Here is a 19783-nt window from a genome sequence, read left to right as displayed (position 1 = left end):
CCTCGCGCCGGGTCTCGACTGGGAACGGTAAAGCTGGCTTCCATGTGGGGTATAGTAACAAGATGATCGAGTCAGGGTCGGTACGCACGCGCTACCGCCGCCTCGGACCGCTCGGTGTCGGCGGTTCGGCCCGAGTCTGGCTTGTCGAAGATCGCCATCGCCCCGGTTCGAGACTGGCATTCAAGGAGGCGCTCCCGGACGGCGACTCCTATCGCGATCTTCGGCGTGAATACGTACTCCAGCGTCGTCTGCGTCATCCCGGCATCGTGGAGTTGTTCGACTTCGTCGAGGCCGAGGGTGAACGGGGTCCCGGTTTCACGATGGAGTACATCGACGGCCTTTCCCTACGGCAGTCCCTGGATGACGATGGCATCGAGAACTTCGGTCGGTTGGCATCCGAAGCGCTCTCGACGCTTGCGTTCCTGCACGAGAGTGGGCTGTTTCATCGGGATCTGAATCCGGCCAACCTGATCGTTCGGCGATTCCCGCGCCTCGATTCACGGGTTGCGTTGTTCGACCTCGGCCTGGCCGAGGGACGTGATGCACCGTCCCCCGTGGAAGGGCCCGTCGGGGTTCTACCGTTCATCGCCCCCGAGATCTTCGATGGCTCCCCGGCAGATCGGGCCAGCGACCTGTACTCGCTGGGCGCTGTCCTCCACGACGCGGTGTACGGGCAGCCGCCATACCTCGTCGCACAGGACGGCCTCCCGTCGACCATCGATCGTATCCGTAAAGGCATTCGGGATCCCCCGCCGATCGACCGACCGCTTCAGCCGTCGATCGGTCGTTGGCTCGAGTCCTTGCTGGAGACCCATCCGTCGTCGCGTCCCGGCGACGCAAGCGAGGCCCTCGCCGGGTTGTGCGAGGCCATCGGTGAGACGTTGCGCTCCGGGCGTCGAAGTTTGCGGCTTGCTCGGCTCTTTTCGGATCCGGTCGCTGCTCGGGACGATGAGTTCGACAGACTCGTCCGGCAACTCGAGAGGAGCGACGGCCCTCGCCTGGTCTGGATTCGCGGGCCCGAGGGGTTCGGTAAGACTCGCCTCTTGCAGTGCTTGAAGACCGAGGCGATTCGTCGGGAGTGGATCGTCGGCGAAGGGCCCGCCGAATGGGACCCGCAGTGGAGTACGGGGGATCTCACCGAACGAGTCGAACGACTGCGATCGCGTGCCCGGGAGTTTCCGTTACTCTGCCTCCTGGATGACGCCGAGACGGCTGAGGAAGATTGCATCCGACTTCTCGACCGCGTTTGCCGAGAGGACGAGGGTTCACCCGTGAGGATCGTAGCGGCGGTCGACCCTTCGGTCGTGGAGCGTCCGCTCCTGAAGCGGTTGCTAAACGATGCCGCGACGGTTACGACGATCGACGCGATCCGCCTCACCCCGTTGGATGACGAACAGGTACGACGACTCGTTGAACGCTGCACCGGAAGTGAGGAGACGTCCAGTGCACGGGTTCGATGGATCCAACGAGTATCGGCAGGACGACCCGCGTCCGTCGCGACCCTCCTGATCGACCAATCCTGGCAACAAGCCGACGACGATCGAGCGGAGCCGCATCTCGATAGCACCGACGACATCGCAGGCGCCTGTGCCACGGCGAGCCAGGCGGCCGAACATGCCTTGAATACCGGTGACCCCGACGAGGCCGTGCGGTTCCTTCGCTTCGCCCTCGAGCGAACGGGTCGGGATCGAATCAAGCGCTATGCGTTACGGACGCGCCAGGCGGCGGCGCTCGCGGCTTGTGGGCGACAGTTGGCGGCAGCCCGCGCGTGGGGCGCAGCGACGCTCCTGGCACCGACACCCGAATCGGCGCTAGAGGCCCGTCTGGGTCAGGCACGGGCGCTTGTCTATGCCGGGCGGTTTCGTCACGCGGAGCGGTTGGCACGGCTGGTCGAGACGTCACCCCACGCGGAGAGTCAAGGATCGATGCTTGGATCGGCGCGACTGGTCCGCGGAATGGTTCTGGGGCGACTCGGCCGCGAGGCGGAGGCGATTCCCCTGCTGCGCGAGGCGCTCGAGCTCTTCGCCAGAGCGTCAGATGATCTTTCGCGCGCGAGGACCTTGCAGGTCCTTGCGGCGTGTCGATCACGTCTCCGCGACGAGGCCGCCGAGAAAGACTTCGAAGCCTCGATCAAGATATTCGACTCCCTCGGCCACGACGAAGACTCTCTCAAGAGCCTCGTGGGATTGGCGGTCTCCCACCAAAGAAAGGGCGACCTCACCCGGGCGACAGAGGTTTTGATCAACGTGCGCCAGCGAGCCGAAGCGTGTCGTTCGGTCGATCTCGTCGAGACGAGCCTCTCGAAACTTTCGGGAGTCGCGTTGGCGGAGGGGCGCCTCGATCGGGCGATCTCATTGGCGGCGCAGAGTCATGACCATGCACGGCACCTGGGAGATCCGAATCGGGCCCTCCTCGCGGACTGTCGTCTCGCGGAGGCCCTGACGGCGTGTGGACAACCGGCCCGTGCCGCCAAGAGACTTCGAGCGGGACTCGCCAGCTCCGGACGTCGGATCGAGCCCGATGTGTTGGACTTCGCACGGCTGCTGCTGGCCCAGGCCCTGACGGAGGGGCAGGAGGCTGAGGACCAGGAGATTCGTGGACTCCTCGAACGTTGTCGAAACGGTTTTGAATCACGCAGACGGCACGAGCCGCTTCTCGCAATCGCCGTGGCGGAGATTGAATGGTCCGGTCAAGTCGGCTCACGTCGTGAATTCAAACGTTCGCTGCGGGAGTTCGAGCAGCGTGTCTCTGCCGGCGCTCGCCCTGCGGATCCGGAGCTCGTCGCACGGGTCGAGCTATCGATTGCGAGGCGTGCACTCGATCAAGGAGACGCCGCCGGTGCCATCGAACATGGATCGCGCGCGGTGAAATTGTTGAGCGACGAGCAGATTTCTGGTCGTCTGGTCGAGGCACACGCCGTGCTTGCCGCGGCGCTGCGGACGGACGGCAACGAGGCTGATGCCGATCATCAACGACAGATTGGAGTGGAGGTACTCGATACCATGACCGATCGAATTGAGGACGACGCTCATCGTCGGAGCTTTGTCCGCCGCTCCCAGTTTGCGGGTCTGACTGCGAATTCGGCGGAGACCGGCGCGGATGCCCGACGATTGCAGGCGCTCTACAAGATGATTCGAGCGCTCAACTCGGAGACCGATCCGGTCTCGCTGCTGGACTCAATCCTCGAGATGGCCGTTCGTGGCGTCCATGCCGAACGCGGTTTCATCCTGCTTCGTGAGTCCGACGGTGAGTTTCACATCCATGCGTCGCAGAACGTCGAAGACGAGACGGTCGAGGATGCCCGCCAACTGAGCCGCTCGCTCGTCGATCGGGCCGGGCTGGGCGAGTCGGTCCTGGCACTCGATACCGACGACGATGTTCAGATTGCTCAACTGAAGAGCGTCAGCCTTTACGGGATCCGCTCACTGATGTGCGTACCGCTTCGATCGCGCGGGTCGCTGATCGGCACGGTCTACCTCGATCGTCGTCGCGGCGGCGCACTCTTCGAGCACGGGGACGTCCGATTCATCGAGGCCTTCGCCGACCACGCCGCCCTGGCCCTCGAGAACGCAAGAGAGCGTGCGGCTCTTGTCGACGAGAATCGACACCTTCGTTCCATCGCCGGACAGCGCTCGACACCCGGGCAGCTCATCGGCGATAGCGAGCCGATGCAACGCGTGTACGAACTTATCGAGAAGGCCGCGGCGAGCGATCTCGCGGTACTGGTGCATGGTGAGAGCGGGACAGGCAAGGAACTGGTCGCGCGCGCACTCCATGCTCAGGGTCATCGGCGCAAACAGATCTTTCTCACGGAGAACTGCGCGGCGATCCCGGAATCGCTGTTGGAGAGCGAGCTGTTTGGTCACGTGAAGGGTGCGTTTACCGGCGCGGATAAGGACCGTCCCGGTCTATTCGAGCAGGCCGATGGTGGCACGCTGTTTCTGGATGAGGTCGGTGATATGTCGCCGGCCATGCAGGCCCGTCTCTTACGTGTCTTGCAGGATGGTGATGTCCGTCGGGTCGGTGCCGACCGGAGTGGCACGGTAGACGTGCGGGTTATCGCCGCAACCCATCGAGATCTGGCAGATGAAGTTCGCGCGGAACGCTTTCGCGAGGATCTGTTCTACCGGCTCAACGTGCTTCAGATCCTGATCCCCCCGCTGAGAGATCGCCCGGGTGACGTGGCGTTGCTGATCGACCATCTCCTCGATCGCATCGCGGGCGAACGTGGTCAACCTCGCCCTGTCATCGACGAGATGGTCCGTCGCCTCCTGATCACCCACCGGTGGCCCGGAAACGTCCGGCAATTGGAAAACACACTCCAACGGCTGGCATTGCTGGCCGGAACCTCTCCCATCCGACTCGAACACCTCAAGGCCGACCCCGGTTTCGCACGGGTCGTGGAGCAGGAGAGCCACGCCGTGGACGCCGACGGCGGCTTCTCGCTGGCCCGTGGGGAGCGGCTGGAATTGCAGCGCGCCCTGTCGGCGGCATCCGGGAACCGGGTCCGGGCGGCCCGACTGCTGGGAGTCTCCCGGGCGACGATCTACCGAAAGATCAAGCAATTCGATCTTTAGTAGTTACATATGCGTAATTCTAGTTTCAGCATTGCCATAATCTCCTGTAGGCATATATTTTCTCGCTAGAGCGGCGTCTGACTCATGAAACCTGCCGCTCGGGAGGGAGATCATGAGAATCGACGCCCCACGTCGCCTCCGCGCCGCCGCCTGCATCGGCGGCCTCCTGCTCCTCGGCGGGGCCATGACCGACACGCTGGCCGCCAAGCCGAGACTCACCGACCTCGTTCTGGAGGACGGCTTGCTCATTGCGTCGGTGAGTCACCTCGGTTCAGGGGTCGTCTCGGGCCGCCTGGTCGTCGAATTCGAGGTCGACGGCAAGCGCTCCCACATCGAGGTGCCCTATCGGGGCGTGGCTGGGCAGAAGATCTTCGTCCAGGCCATGGTCCCGTCGTCCGTGGATCGGATCATCCAGGTCGGCATCATCGTCGATGACGGGGCACCTATCTGACATCGTTCTCAAGAGTTGTCCGAGGAATCATCCAATTCCCCCCGGTATTCCTCGGATTCAAAGGCGTTCGCGGGCTCGCCCCACGAACGCCTCTTTTTTTGCGGGCAATGCGGTTCATCGGATACATTGACGCGCACGCGTTGGCATCGAGAGAACCCATTCCCCAGCGGAGCGATAGATGGCGAGTATCAACAGCACACCGGAATTTGTTCGTGACACCTACCGCCGAATCACGGACGCCGTGTCGAAGGTACGAGCTCGTCTCGGGCGGCCCCTCACGCTGACGGAAAAGGTGATGCTCGGCCATCTTGATAACGTCGACGACGCGGATCTTCGACCGGGTAAGAGTTATCTCCATCTCCGTCCGGATCGGGTGGCCATGCAGGATGCCACCGCCCAGATGGCCCTCCTGCAGTTTGCCCAGGCCGACATCCCGGAGGCTGCGGTCCCCAGTACCGTCCATTGCGACCACCTGATCCGCGCCTACCAGGGTGCCAACCAGGACATGGCGGTGGCAATCAACGAGAACAACGAGGTCTACACGTTCCTCCAGAGCGCATCGGCGCGCTTCGGACTTGGTTTCTGGAAGGCCGGGGCAGGGATCATCCACCAGGTCGTCCTCGAGAACTACGCGTTTCCCGGCGGCATGATGCTGGGAACCGACTCCCACACCCCGAATGCCGGTGGCCTCGGGATGTTTGCCTCTGGAGTCGGCGGGGCCGATGCCGTCGACGTGATGGCCGGGCTGCCGTGGGAGGTCAAGTACCCCACATTGATCGGTGTTCGTCTAACGGGCACGCTCGACGGCTGGTCGGCACCGAAGGACGTGATCCTCAAACTGGCAGGAATCCTGACCGTCAAGGGCGGCACCAATGCCGTGGTCGAGTACTTCGGTCCCGGCGCCGACTCGATCTCTTGTACCGGCAAGGGAACCATCACCAACATGGGGGCAGAGATCGGAGCCACCACGTCGATCTTCCCCTACGACGACAACATGCGTCGTTACTTGAAGGGAACGAACCGTGAAGCGTTAGCCGAGTTGGCCGATGAGAACATCGGCTTCCTCCGCGCCGACGACGAGGTACTCGCCGCCCCGGAAAAATTCTATGATCGCGTTGTCGAGATCGATCTCTCGACACTCGAGCCTCACCTGGTCGGACCGCACACGCCGGATCTCTCCCGACCGGTGTCCGACATGGCGAATCAGGTCCAGGAGCATGGCTATCCTGACGATGTCTCCGTCGCCCTGATCGGGTCCTGCACGAACTCTTCGTACGAAGATATTGGGCGGGTTGTGGATGTCGTCGAACAGGCGAAGGCCCACGGCCTGAAGAAGGCCCGCGTCCCCTTCATGGTTTCTCCCGGCTCGGAACAGATCCGCGCCACCATCGAGCGGGACGGTCAGATGGAGACCCTCCAGGATTTCGGCGCCACGGTGCTCGCCAACGCCTGTGGACCGTGTATCGGGCAGTGGCAGCGTGACGAGATCAAGCCGGGTGTCCAGAACTCGATCGTGACGTCGTTCAACCGCAACTTCCCGCGACGAAACGACGGGAGTCCGGATACGCTGGCGTTCATCGGAAGTCCGGAGATCGTCGCCGCCTACGCCATCTCCGGGAAGTTGTCCTTCGATCCACAGGACGATTCGCTCCCCGACGGCGACGGTGGATCCTGGCAATTCAGTCCACCGGCTCAGGCGCCGGACCTACCGGAATCGGGCTTCGTGGCCGACGACGATGGCTACGTCGCGCCGCCGACTGACGGCCGGGACGCCTCGATCGACATCGCCCCCGACAGCCAGCGTCTCCAATTGCTGGCGCCGTTCGCCCCGTGGGACGGTAAGGACTTCGCTCGGCTCCCGCTGCTCTTCAAGGCCCGCGGAAAATGTACGACCGATCACATCTCTCCCGCCGGGCCGTGGCTCCGCTTTCGGGGGCATCTGGACAACATCTCGGACAACATGTTGAGCGGGGCGATCAACGCCTTCACCGGCGACCCGGGGACGACCCGAAACCAGAACGACGGGAACGTCGACAAGGTGTCGGCGGTGGCCCGGAACTACAAGAGCAACGGGACTCGCTGGATCGTCGTGGGCGACGAGAACTACGGTGAGGGATCCAGTCGAGAACATGCGGCCATGTCCCCCCGATTACTCGGTGCGGCCGCGGTCATCGTTCGATCGTTCGCCCGCATTCACGAGACCAATCTGAAGAAGCAGGGAGTGCTACCGCTGACGTTCGTGAATGTCGCGGATTACGATCGGGTTCAGGAGTCTGATCGAATCAGCGTGACGGGACTCGAAGCGCTGGCACCGGGGAAAAACCTCACGTTGACGCTCCATCATGCGGACGACAGCCAGGATGAGGTCGAGGTCGCGCACACATTGAACCCTGAGCAGATCGAGTGGTTTCGCGCGGGGTCAGCCCTGAACCGGCTGAAGCAACAGAGAGGCTAGCGCGGGATCGGGTCCGGTCCTTCGACGATACCGACAATGACCTCGGAGTAGGGCATCCCCAGGTCCCAGTGAACCTGGATCGTCGAACGTGCGGGGACCGAGATCGGGACGTAGCGACGCGACTTGGAGCCGGAGATCGTGTGGATCTCGATAAACAGGACGGCATCACGTCTGAAGTCAGTGGTGTTGGACACCATGACGACAACGGACCCTCCCATACTGTGGGTGACCGATACCTGGAGACCGTCATCCGCCGAAGAGACCATCGCCTGGGTTGCCGACGAACCGGGACCCAGCACGCATGCCAGCAACAGAACGATCAGGGCACCGCATCGAACCCAATGCGTGCGCATCACAACTCTCCCTTCCCCTACGTGCAGTTGAATACTTCGACGGTAGAGAGTCGTCAAGCAAGATTTAAATTATAGAATTATAGAAAGTAGGCGAAAGCCGGAGATTCAGTGAATTGGGTCCGGTCCTTCGGTGCCAGGCAGAGCCGGATCGGACTGAGCGAGGATGCTTTCACATCCGGCTGAAGTGACGCAAGCGTCACCGCCCCCATCGCCGGGGCCCGGGGTACCGACCGCGTAGCCGTCGATAGCAACCACCAGCAGCGTCAGATCGGAACCGGCAAACTGAAAATCGACGGTCGCTGTCTGATGAGCCGCCACGTACGTCCATTGCGAGAACGGAACGATCAATCCAGACACTCTCATACTGCCGCTGACATGAGCCACGGCGCCCTGACCGGAGTCGTTGGCGACGACCGTCACAAGGTGGCTGCCGACGATCTGCACGCTTTGGAATCGCAGACCTTCGCTGGCAGCCGACGTGCTCACGTAGGCCGACAGACACGACGCGACCACGACGCAGACGAGAGCTATCCGGGCCATTCGACAGCAGACCATTCTCAACTCCGATGCTAGACGGCCAAAATTATAACGCGACCGGTCCCAGGAACCAAGGGGGACGATCGATCAGCCCTCAAGCCCGAATTTCTTGATTTTTCTGAAGATTGTGGCGCGTGAGATCCCCAGGCGACGGGCCGCCAGGGTCTTGTTTCCGTCACAAGCGGCCAGGGCCGCGTCGATCTGCTGCCGTTCGTTGTCGTGAAGCGAGAGCGGACCCGGCGATTCCTGCGGCCCGGAAACGCGCTTCGCGTCGTCCTTTTCGTGCCCGGCGAGGAACGGATCTTGCGCGACGTGCTGCTGCGTGATCGGTCCCGGCGACGCGACCAGAACCAGTCGTTGGATCACACTCTGGAGTTCCCGAACATTGCCTGGCCACTGACAACGCTCGAGGTAGTCCATCGCCGCGGTCTCGATTCGCAGCGGATTCTCCTGACGTTCCCGGGCCGCCCGCGTCAGGAAATGATCCACCAGCAACGGGACATCCCCCAGCCGATCGCGCAGCGGTGCGAGGTCGATGGGTAGCACCAGCAACCTGTAGAGGAGGTCTTCGCGGAAACGTCCTTCGGCAACCTCCGTCGTCAAGTTTCGATGGGTCGCCGCGATCACACGAACATCGACAGACAACGTCTGGTTGCCGCCGACCGGCCGGACCTCGCCCTCCTGCAGGACACGGAGGAGACGCGCCTGCATCGACAACGGCATGTCACCGATCTCGTCGAGGAATAACGTCCCACCGTCCGCTTGCGCGAACAACCCGTCACGATCTCGATCCGCTCCGGTGAACGCACCCTTCACATGGCCGAACAGCTCGCTTTCCAGGAGCGACTCTGCGATCGAGGCGCAGTTCTCGGACACGAACGCCCGTCGACTCCGCAGACTCGTCTGGTGGATCGCGTGAGCCACCAGTTCCTTGCCGGTCCCACTCTCCCCCTGCACCAACACCGGCAACGACGTCTCCGCCACCCGCTCGATCCAACTGTAGGTTCGTTGCATCGGGGCCGATCGTCCGACGAGATCGCAGAACCCATCCCGCTCCCCGATCGCACTCCGCAAACGCTGGTTTTCCCGCTCCAACCGTCGACGGCTATGGGCATTCTGCAGCGCGAGAGCCGCATGATCCGCAAACGCCTCGAGGAACTGAAGATCCTCGGGCACAAACACGACCCCAGCCACCTGACTGTCGAGATAGACCGCGCCGATGATCGTTCCTCGCGTCCGCAGCGGCACACAGAGAACCGAACGGATCCCGTAGAGACTGACACTGCGCAGATCGCGCAGCCGCTCGTCACTACCGGTATCCATGGCCAGCACCGCCTTACCCGTCGCCGTCTGCAACACGACGTTGCGAGAGAAACGAGCGGCATCCTCGATCGTCTCCTTCTCGAGATTCCTCGCCAGACGAACTCTGTACTCCCCCGTCGCCTCGTCCCGCAGCAGAATCATGCCGCGATCGGCATTGACGACCGAGAGCGCCATATCCAGCGTCGACTCCAGCATCCACTCCGGCTCTTGCTCGGAGTTGAGTTGGCGGATCATCTCGTAGACGGCGAGCAGTCGCTCTTCGCCGGCTTCCTGGGTCCGCTCTTCGTGCAAAACGCGGTAGGCAGGCTGTCCAAGAAAATCGGCGCGCAGGTCGTCATCCTTGATGCGGTCGGCGACGATCTGTAACGATTTCTTGCCGGCCACGCGGGCTTCTTCCGCTTCGGCATCGCGGTCGAGCTCGGTGAGAATCTCGCAGCGCAGGACCTGGGCGCTGGCGGCGATGCCGTGCAGCTCTTCGTTGTTGGCTTCCTGTAGGGCGGTGTCTGCTTGCTCGAGGGCTTCGTTGAGGGATTGTTTGTGCTTGAAGTACTCGCATCGTAGAAGGCAAATCCTTGCGAATTCGGTACGGACGAAACCAAGTTTGGCGCCCTCGTCAACGCCGTTGCAGAAACGTTCATATACGTCGTCTAAGTCGGGACAGGACGTATAGATCGAGAGTTTAAGTTGAGACGACTCTAGATGACGTTGGTTGCGAGGGCTGAAGTCTGCATCGTACTCGGTTGGGCGGGCGGCTCGACGAATGCGCTCCGTCACCGATCGCTCTAATGGGACGGCGGCGTTCAACCAATGGTCTAGCTGGGCGGATTCTCCAAGGCGGTCTCCCGTCCGCTGTGCCTCCTTGAGTTCGCGTTCCGAACGAGGGATAACCTCCGTGTGTCGACCCAGCAAGTTAAGAATCTCGAGCGCGCGCCCCTCGGCTTGATCGAGGACCATTCCAAGTCTCGCCTGAATTCGCAACAGCTCTTGAACAGACAGAAGAGCGTTCTCGTAGTCTTCGTCAAGGGTCATGTCAACGCACTCGCGGTCAAGGACCCAGGCGAATCTCGACATGAGTCGCTGCCCTTCAGCGAGATCCCTCGCCTTCGCCAGATAGGCTCTCCGTTTCAACTTACCCGTCGCGTGATTGTTGAAATCCGCGAGTGTGATCAACGAATTGACGACCTGACGATGATCTGAACAATTCTCGGCAAGTTCGAGCCCAACCTCGCACCAGCGGATAGCGTCAGAGAGTGGACCGTTGATCTTGAGACAGGTCGCCAGCAAATGGGCCGATATGGTTGCCCCTTCATCGTCGCCAACCCGTGAACAAGCGGCGTAGGCGCTCTCGAGAAGCGGTTCTGCCGGCCTCAGGTCTCCTCCGCTGACCATCGCCATCCCACTTACGATCTGGCCGTGAGCCGTCTCAAGTTCCCAATCGAAAGCCGTGCCGACACGGATCGCTTTCTCTGCAAGTCTGGCGGCGTGATCGCTCTTCTGCAGCCGCGCTAGAATCTCAGCACGGCGCAGTTCGATGCTCAATCTCTCTCGGATGTCGTCACAACCCCTCAGGCCCGCTGTATAGCTCCGAAGAGCAGGAAGATAGTCTTCGTCTGCGAACCGAACGGCTCCGAGTTCCAGTCGTGCCGCACCCCACTCCACGGATCTTGGGTCTGTGTTTCTCAGAAGCTCCTCGGTAGCCTGGACTGCCAGACGACGATCATTGCTGTGACGCGCGTTGTCCGCGACTGCGATCGCTATCTCCCGCGCACGATCGGGCCGGCCTGCTTTTCTCCAGACAGTTGCCAGACTCAGGCCACCTAGATCCCCTCGCCCGGACTGCTCGATCCACTCTGCGGTTTCCCGATGCATCGGTCGGATTTGCGCTGGGTCGATAGCCGAGAGTATCGCGGTCTGCACCCATCTCGACGCAACCCGCACGCGGTCTCCGTCCAGACTCACGAGACCCGACCTGGTCAGTTCGTTGGTGACTTGCCGTAGTAACACGTCCTCCATGCCGGTTAGCGCAGCCCACTCTCCGAGTCGAACGGAACCTGGTACAACGGCGAGCCGTTCGACTGCCGCTCGCGCGTCGATTGCCAACTCATCGATCCGCGCTACGAAGGTCGCAGTGAGTTCGGGAAGCGCCTCACCGGGCTGATGATTCTCCCAACGTTGTTCACTGACCAGCAGCCCAAGGATTGCTGGCTGCCCCCCTGACTGCTCCAACAGCCACGCCGCTCGTTCCTCACTGACCAACACGTCAGGTTCGGCTCGACGTGCGAGGGCAACACACCCGCCTCGATCGAACGGACCAAGTCGATGACAGCGAATTCTCGAGGAACCCCGGTCATCACGGAGGATCGTTTGCAATCCAGGGTGTATCGCCTCTTGCTCCCGAACTGCTGCCGCAATGGCAAGTGAGTCATCTCCACCGAGGCGAGCGCGCTCGCAGAACCAGTCCTGTACGGCCTTCGGAGCTGTCTCCAAGGTGTCGATAATCGCCAGGCGATGATCGGAGCTGTCGCCGAGGATCAAGTCGTCTTCGTCACGGATGTCTACAACATGCAGCCCGCGACTAACCGCTTCCGCCCGCGCCCAGTCGAGAAGTCGGCTCTTTCCGCTAGCCACGTCGCCTGCCAGCAGAACTACGTTTGGCCCTGTCTCAGCATTTATTAACTCGCCAAGACACTCGATCGCTGAGTCGACAGCGATCGGTGACCCCGATTCGATCCGCGCACGACGTGTGGCTGGTGTCTCGTTGGGAATCAAGCGGTTGGTCGCTTCCCCGAGACGCGCGATCAACTGGTCACAACGCGATTGCCGTCGCGTCACGTCGGGATGCAGCATGGACTCAATCAGCCCGTGCATCCGCGCCGCAAGTGGGCTCGAGTCTGAGGGACAACCCTGAAGTCCAGCTCGTGATTCTTCCAAATAGCGTGTCAGGTTTCCATCTATCCAGGCAAACGGCAACCGTCCGTGAAGGGCCTGATAGAACACCACGCCCAATGAGTAAATGTCGCTTTCCCTTGAAGGGGCTTTGCCTTCGAACAGCTCGGGAGCCATATACGGAACCGTTCCGGCCCCGACCTGATCAGACGGGTCGGTGCGTTCGAGCGCCAGTCCGAAATCGAGATAGACCACTCGGTGCCCCACAACCGGGTTCTTCCGAATCATCAAGTTGGCAGGCTTGATATCGCGATGGATGAAACCGAAGTCATGAAGGAATGACAGGGCCCTCAAGCACTCTGCTGCGAGCCCGTCGAATTCCTCATGCGGCCGTTCCCGGAACGCGTCGACAAAGTTCTCCCCTTCGACGAATTCCATTTCGTAGCTAGAAGGCTGATTGCCGCGGGCGGGGTGGAATCGGTGAACTTGGATCAGTCCTGGATGGCGAAGGCCAGCGAGGGTGGCGAATTCGGCCCGAAGTCGTTCAACCTCCTCGGGAGATTCGTCTATCAGTTCCTTGATCGCTCGTGGGTGAGGCTGCGACACATTCGGAGGTAGAAACCAGACACGACCACTGGCGCCTTGGGCGATCAGGCGCCGTCCTGCCTTCTTGGGTGGTTCGTGGGATGAAGCCATCCGACGAAATATACAATCAATGTCTCAATATGAGACGAATTCCGCTCTGATCGGTTGAGCCCCTACCAGGGATTCATGTCCTCGATCGCTCCTGCGAGGATCACCGTATCCACCACACCGGAAAAGCTGACCATCGCATCCGAATCCGAGTACGGAGACACTTTCAGAGCCACAACCCGGCTCTCGACGTATTTGCCCTGAACCAGGGCCACGACCTCAACCGAGGCCATCCGGGTCACGGACGATTCGTTGATGACCTGGACCACAACCTCATTGGATTCGACGTCACAAGTGCCCACTTCCAGGCCTTTACCGTCGTCTCCAGCCACGGTTCCAACGCCCAACAGGGGCGCCAATGCCAGCAAAAGGGCCAGGAGGCCGTACCGTCCGAGTCTCATTCGATGGTCATTCATTGCCCTACCCCGTATTTGCGTGTATCCGAAGGAAGTGTCTTCGCTATGTTTCATGTAGTAAATGTAGATAGATAATTTCTTATAGGAATAGTTATTTTAGTAATCCGGCAGAGGTAATTTCGGCCTCGATCCGGAATCCCTCGGCAACCCCGGAATACCCGGACGGAATAGCCAGACAGGCGTCGGCAACGTCGGGAAACGGCTGCTACACTGGCTATTCCCACGACTTTCAGTCGACGAAAACGAACCAGCAATGAGGATTTGAGCGATGGCGAACCAGCCTGACCGACCCGTATTTCGTGTTCTCGTGGCCGACGCGATCTCTCCTCTGGGCGTCGAAGCCCTGGAGCAGTCCCCTGGCTTCGAGGTCACCGTTCGTACCGGGATGAGTCCGGAGGAGTTCAGGGAGGCGTTGAAAGGCCAGGACGGCCTGATCGTGCGCTCTGCCACCCGACCCGACGCCACCGCCATCGAGGCGGCGGATCGGCTGAAGGTGATCGGCCGTGCCGGTAGCGGTGTCGACAACATCGACCTCGAGGCCGCGACACGCGCAGGCATCGTCGTGATGAATACCCCCGGCGGGAACTCGGTGGCCGCTGCCGAGCTGACGGTCGCTCACCTGTTGGCGATGGCCCGCAACGTCGTGCCGTCGAACGCCGATCTGCGTGCCGGGAAGTGGGAGCGAAAGAAGTACATGGGCCAGGAGGTCGCCGGAAAGACCCTGGGCCTCGTCGGCCTGGGTCGGATCGGTCGAGAGGTGGCTCGTATCGCGAAGGGGCTCCGAATGGAGGTCATCGGTTACGACCCGTACGTCTCTGCCGAACACGGGGAGACCCTCGGCATCGAGGTCCTCTCCCTGGAAGATGTGTTGGCCCGTGCCGACGTCGTATCGCTACACGTTCCGAAGAACAAAGATACCCATCACCTGATCAACGCGAAGTCGATCGCAACGATGAAGAAGGGTGCGCTTCTGATCAACTGTGCTCGTGGCGGTCTGATAGACGAATCCGCACTCCTCGACGCATTGGACTCCGGACATATCGGGGGCGCCGCCGTTGACGTCTACGAGACGGAACCGCCGACGGACTTCCGATTGGTGGAACACCCGCGCGTGGTCGCGACCCCGCACCTGGGTGCATCAACTCGCGAGGCGCAGGTCCGAGTCGGAGTCGAGATTGCCGAGAAGGTGCGCGACTACCTCGTCGAGGGCGTCATCCTCGATGCGGTGAACCTCCCGTCGATGGATCGTGAGACATCCAAGAAGACCGCGCCGGCGATGGAGCTGGCGGAACGATCCGCTCGCTTCCTGGCCCAGGTCGCCGACGGCGGTATCCAGCGCATCGAATTGCAGACGTTCGGGGAACTCGCCGAGCTGACTCTCAAGCCCCTCGTGGTGTCGGCGGTGCGGGGTCTTCTGACACCGATCCTCACTACGCCGGTCTCGTTGGTCAATGCACTGCCGCTGGCCGCCGAACGCGGGATCACGATCGAGGAGAGTCGCAGCAGCGAACCGACGACCCGTGCCGGACTGCTCCGGCTCACGCTCCATACCGATCGGGGCTCCATTGCGCTGGCAGGAACGCTGACCTCACCCGACGCGGCTCCACGGCTCGTCGAGATCGACGGTGTCCCGATCGAGGCCAATCCGGAAGGCCATCTGCTCTACGTTCGGAATCAGGATCGCCCGGGTGTATTCGGACAGATCGCGATGATCCTCGGCCGCAACGACGTGAACATCGGTGGCATCCAACTTGGACGGGGTGGCGACCGAAGGGGCGCGGTCGCAATCCTGCAGGTGGACTCGCCGATACCGACCGCCGCGCTCGAGGAGATCCAGGCCGTCGAGGAGATTCGTACGGCGATGCCGGTAACCGTCTAGCCCGACTCGTTTCCAACCTTGTTCAGGTGGACGACTCGCTGCGGGAACGGGATTTCGATCCCGGCGGTTCCCAGGGCCTTGTAGATCGCGGTGTTTAACTCGTCGATGGTCCGTCCGCGTTGAACGGGTTCCGCGATCCAGCACTGCACGCGGAAGATCAGGGCCGAGTCCCCCATCTGCTCGAAGCGTACGCCGGGTTCCGGATCCTTCAGAACGAGTGGGACGGTACGGGCCGTCTCTTCGAGAAGGCTCCGAACACGATCGATATCGCTACCGTACGCGACGCCGACGTTCGTGCGGATGCGGAGCTTGGGCCAACGTCCTCCGGTCTCGTTGACGATCTTCGAATTGGCGATCGTGGCGTTCGGGATCGTCACCTCGATATCGTCTCGGGTCAGGATGCGCGTACTTCGCAAGCCGATCGAGGTCACCATTCCCCGCTCGCCTCCGTCGAGATTGATAAAATCGCCGATCTTGTACGGCGCATCCACGATGACGGACAGGCCGCCGAACAGGTTACCCAGGGTGTCCTTGGCGGCAAAACCGATGGCGATCCCGGCGATGCCCGCGGACGCAAGCCACGGACCGAGGTTGAGCTGCCAGATCTTCAACAGGAACAAGATCGCCCCCGCCATCAGGAAGAGTCTCGCGACGTTGTGGAACAACGGGATCGTGCGTGGCTCGAGCCAGCGGGACCGTGTGCTGTCGGCTGCGCTGGGAGAGAAGACATGGCCGACGATCTTCAGCGCCGCAGAGATCCAGATCACCACGACGGCGGTCTGCAGCCCCCTCCGGACAATGACGTCCAGCTGAGCGTAGTCGTGAAGAAGACTGCTGGCGATCCAGATGCCCCAGAAGATCACCGAGATGAAAATCGGACGATGAAGCAGGCCGACGATGCGATCGTCAAGATCCGTACGGGTCTTGCGAGTGATCCGCTGGATCACGCCGCAGATGAATAGATCGATGAGCCAGGCCAGAAGCACCGCCCCCAGAAGGGTCAGCGACGCCTGCACCCAGGGACGTTCCAGCCAAGGCCTCAGTAGATCGATGGTTTCCTGCACGACGGCTCCCTCCAGGGGCCCATCATACTGGAGTGTCGCTATCGATTTGGAGTTCCGTTCCCACGATCGAGACGGACGACCCGATTGACGCCGCCGACGTCGAACGATTCCGCCTGACCGTCCAGCCAGCGGATCGTCACGTCCTCGACGTGATCGTGACTTCCCAGTCCCAGATGGACCCGCGGGTCGTTGGAGGAACAGTAGCTGCCGTCGCGTCTTACGGTGCGATAGATCCGACGATCGCCCAGGGACAGGGTAATCGTGGCACCCAGGGCGTATCGACCCGCGTCACGAACTTCGAACGATACCCAGTTACCTCGAGAACCCCGGACGTTCTTGAACAGATGGATCGGGCCGTCACGATTAACGACGACGACGTCGACTCCGCCGTCGCCGTCTACATCCCCGAACGCGGCCGCCCTGCCGGTCGCCACGACGGGTTCGGGGGTGCCTCCGATCGGATCGACCAGCTCGAACCGCCCGCCGGGCAATCCGCGCCAGAGTGCGTTGGGTTCCGCGTAGGGGTCCCCATCACGGATCGTCGATGAGATGACCTTGCCGGTGGACTGGAACAGGTCGGGAAGGCCGTCGTTGTCGAAGTCTTCAAAGCCGACGCCGAATCGAGTGAAGCGACGGCTATCGGCCGACAATCCGGCCTCACCCGTCGCGTCCATGAGGAACAACCCCTCGTTGCGAAACAACGAGTCCGGTTGGGCCTCCATGTTGACCACCAGAAAGTCCGGGTCCAGGTCCTCGTCAAGATCGGTCACCGCGATTCCCATGCCCGCCCGGGCGGTCCCATGTTCGTCGAGCGCGCAACCACGGATGAGGGCCTCATCCAGGAACGTCCCGTCCGCCTGTCCGATCCAGAGTTGGTTCGCCATCGAATCGTTGGCGACCAATATATCCGTCAGACCGTCTCCATCGAAGTCGTCAGGGAGCACGCCCATGCCACTCCCGTAGACGACGCCGAGACCCACCGCCTGGCTAACATCCAGAAACGTGCCGTCGCCGCGATTGCGATAGAGCTGGTCGGCGGCCGGTGTTCGGTAATGGGTCGGGTGACAGTAGTCGATCTGCCCTGCCGGGTTGTAGCACTCCTCCTCGCTGCGTTGTGACCAACGAATGTAGTTGGCCACGTAGAGGTCGAGATGACCGTCCCGATCGTAGTCCACGAAGCTGGCACTCGTGCTCCAGCTCTCTCCGCCTACGCCGGACTCGTCGGTGACGTCGATGAAACTCCAGTTCCCGTCGTTTCGAAAGAGTCGATTGCGCCTGAGGTTGGTGACATACAGATCGACATCGCCGTCGTTGTCATAGTCGCCTGCCGCGACCCCCATGCCGTACCCGGGGTCCTCGACGCCAGCCGACGGACGGGAAGTGAAGCGCCCCGAGCCGTCGTTCTCATAGAGGACATTCGCGACGTCAGGGCTCGGACCCGCTCGAAGGTCGCCGCCCTGAATGACGTAGAGGTCGAGATCGCCATCGTTGTCTACGTCGACGAGTGCGACTCCCCCACTCATGATCTCGGGAAAGAGTGGCCGGCCGTCAAAGCCGCTTGCGTGTCGAAACCCGAGTCCGGACTCCGACGCCGTCTCGTGAAACCAGATCCTGGGATCCGAGGAGGGGCTCGGCGAATCGTCCGTCGCGTCGCCCCCACATCCCAGAACGAAGACAAGACAGACGAGGAGGGTCCACCCAGAGGAGACCGGTTGCAATCTCGTCAAGGCGTCGCATCGCTCGAACGCCAGTACTCGATGTCGCGACCGAACTGTCCGACAAGAGGATGGCTGGCATCCAACGATCTTGCACTTGCCAGCGCCGTCTCGGCGTCGTCGAACCGGCCGGCTTTCGTCAGAGCCTGACTCAATGAGAGCCAACCGAGGATCTCCTCACGGTCTCGGCGGGTCGACTCCTCGAGATGCTTGATCGCTTCGACGGTATCCCCCAACCGCAAGGCCAACTGGCCGGCGAACAGGCTTGCATGAGATCGATCTCCGAGGGTCGCCGCCCGATCATAGCTGTCGTACGCCGCCTGGAAGTTCTGGGCGCGCATCAAGATGGCACCGAGCCGTTCATGCGCGATCGCGAGCTCCGGATGGAGCTCGATGACACGACGAAGGTGCCGGGCAGCCGGACCGTTCTCTTGTCGGGACTCGTAGTACGTCGCCAGATTCATGTGTAACGGAAAATAGTCGGGGAACCGCTCGACGCCCTGCAGCATCAACTCGAGGGATCGTTCGGTGCGACCGTCCCGACGACAGACGACGGCGAGGTTGTTGATGACGGTCAGGTTATCGGGGTGACTCCGGTGCAGATCCTCGAGGATTGCGATTGCCTCACCGAAATGGCCTTCGTTGGCCAGCCGTTCCGACTTGAGAAGGTCGACGCCGAAGCCTGCCAGAAACTGTGGGCGTGAATCGTTCCACGGATCGATCACCCTTCGGACGGGGATCGCAGCGATGTTGGCCATCGCCTGACGCGCCTCCTCCGCTCGCCCGTCCATCTGGTACGCCCGCGCGAGCGTCTGGACGAGGCCACGGTCGGCCCGATTAGTTCCCAGGAGTGGCTCGAGGAGAGCGATGACGGTGGCCGAGTCCTTTCGGCGAAGCGCCAACCGAGCGATGCCATGCCGAGCGATGCCATCCTCGGAGTCACGTTTCCGCGCCTCACGATAAAGAACTTCGCCCTCATCGAAACGGCCCTGTTGGACAAGGAGATCGGCGTGGAGGACGTAGGCGGGCGCGTAGTCCGGTGCCAGTCGACGGACCGCGCTGTAGGCCTCTCCGGCCTCGTCCAGTTTCCCGCCACGCTCAAGAAGTCGGGCGAGGAAGTGGTGAAGTCGAGCAGCCTCCGGATCGAGTCGCAATGACTCTCGATAGGCTTGCTCTGCCCAATCCATCAGGCCGGCGGCCTCACAGGTCTGCGCCAGGCCCGAGAGCGCATCGACGTCGTCCGGTTGACTCCGAATGCTTGCGGCGAGGGTCTCGATTCGCTCCCGCAACTCGGGTGCGAGCCCCTCGATGTCTGCGGGCGAAGGCGGCTCAAAACCGGTGCCGAAAACCAGTGCGGAGAACAGGAGTCCAAGGACCCCGAAAACGACCCGCCGTCGAATGCATCCGCTCACACTCATCGAGACCTCACGTCAG

General features: G+C 61.9%; 11 protein-coding genes. 4 read left to right on the top strand and 7 right to left on the bottom strand.

The window, feature by feature from the left end; translation table 11 throughout:
- The first annotated feature begins 62 nt into the window (after positions 1 to 62).
- The 3 genes from OES25_00680 to OES25_00670 all read left to right on the top strand — a co-directional run bounded on the left by OES25_00680 (position 63) and on the right by OES25_00670 (position 7483).
- The gene (locus OES25_00680) at positions 63 to 4577 is read left to right on the top strand and encodes a sigma 54-interacting transcriptional regulator (GenBank protein ID MDH3626153.1); all 4515 of its coding nucleotides are present in this window, start codon (positions 63 to 65) and stop codon (positions 4575 to 4577) included.
- Positions 4578 to 4689: 112 nt separating this feature from the next.
- Positions 4690 to 5028: a hypothetical protein gene (locus OES25_00675; protein ID MDH3626152.1), complete on the top strand. Its 339-nt coding sequence runs from the start codon at positions 4690 to 4692 to the stop codon at positions 5026 to 5028.
- A 178-nt stretch (positions 5029 to 5206) separates the two neighbouring features.
- On the top strand, positions 5207 to 7483 hold the full coding sequence (locus OES25_00670) for an aconitate hydratase (protein MDH3626151.1): 2277 nt from the start codon (positions 5207 to 5209) through the stop codon (positions 7481 to 7483).
- Here the strand turns inward: OES25_00670 and OES25_00665 are convergent.
- The 4 genes from OES25_00665 to OES25_00650 form a co-directional block, all read right to left on the bottom strand.
- Entirely contained in the window at positions 7480 to 7836 is a 357-nt protein-coding gene (locus tag OES25_00665; protein ID MDH3626150.1) for a hypothetical protein, read from the bottom strand. The two genes, OES25_00670 and OES25_00665, sit on opposite strands and share 4 nt — an antisense overlap.
- A 105-nt stretch (positions 7837 to 7941) precedes the next feature.
- On the bottom strand, positions 7942 to 8376 hold the full coding sequence (locus OES25_00660; GenBank protein MDH3626149.1) for a hypothetical protein: 435 nt from the start codon (positions 8374 to 8376) through the stop codon (positions 7942 to 7944).
- A gap of 84 nt (positions 8377 to 8460) precedes the next feature.
- Positions 8461 to 13278: a sigma 54-interacting transcriptional regulator gene (locus tag OES25_00655; GenBank protein ID MDH3626148.1), complete on the bottom strand. Its 4818-nt coding sequence runs from the start codon at positions 13276 to 13278 to the stop codon at positions 8461 to 8463.
- 62 nt (positions 13279 to 13340) lie between these two features.
- Entirely contained in the window at positions 13341 to 13676 is a 336-nt protein-coding gene (locus OES25_00650; GenBank protein MDH3626147.1) for a hypothetical protein, read from the bottom strand.
- A 283-nt stretch (positions 13677 to 13959) separates the two neighbouring features.
- Between OES25_00650 and serA the strand changes: the two genes are divergently transcribed.
- Complete coding sequence (gene serA, locus OES25_00645; GenBank protein ID MDH3626146.1) at positions 13960 to 15570, top strand: phosphoglycerate dehydrogenase; 1611 nt, start codon at positions 13960 to 13962, stop codon at positions 15568 to 15570.
- On the opposite strand, the gene OES25_00640 is transcribed toward serA, so the two are convergent.
- From OES25_00640 to OES25_00630, 3 genes are read right to left on the bottom strand one after another with little or no spacing between them, the layout of a single operon-like run.
- Positions 15567 to 16634 (bottom strand): mechanosensitive ion channel family protein, encoded by a 1068-nt coding sequence (locus OES25_00640; protein ID MDH3626145.1) that lies wholly within the window; start codon positions 16632 to 16634, stop codon positions 15567 to 15569. The two genes, serA and OES25_00640, sit on opposite strands and share 4 nt — an antisense overlap.
- Before the next feature lie 38 nt (positions 16635 to 16672).
- Entirely contained in the window at positions 16673 to 18361 is a 1689-nt protein-coding gene (locus OES25_00635; GenBank protein ID MDH3626144.1) for a CRTAC1 family protein, read from the bottom strand.
- A complete protein-coding gene (locus tag OES25_00630; protein MDH3626143.1) occupies positions 18358 to 19767 on the bottom strand; it encodes a tetratricopeptide repeat protein in 1410 nt (469 codons plus the stop codon). The genes OES25_00635 and OES25_00630 overlap by 4 nt, the downstream gene beginning before the upstream one ends.
- Positions 19768 to 19783 lie beyond the last annotated feature (16 nt).

It is taken from the genome of Acidobacteriota bacterium (assembly GCA_029861955.1).
Classification (GTDB): Bacteria; Acidobacteriota; Polarisedimenticolia; order Polarisedimenticolales; family Polarisedimenticolaceae; genus JAOTYK01.
This window is presented reverse-complemented; position numbering and strand designations above follow the sequence as displayed.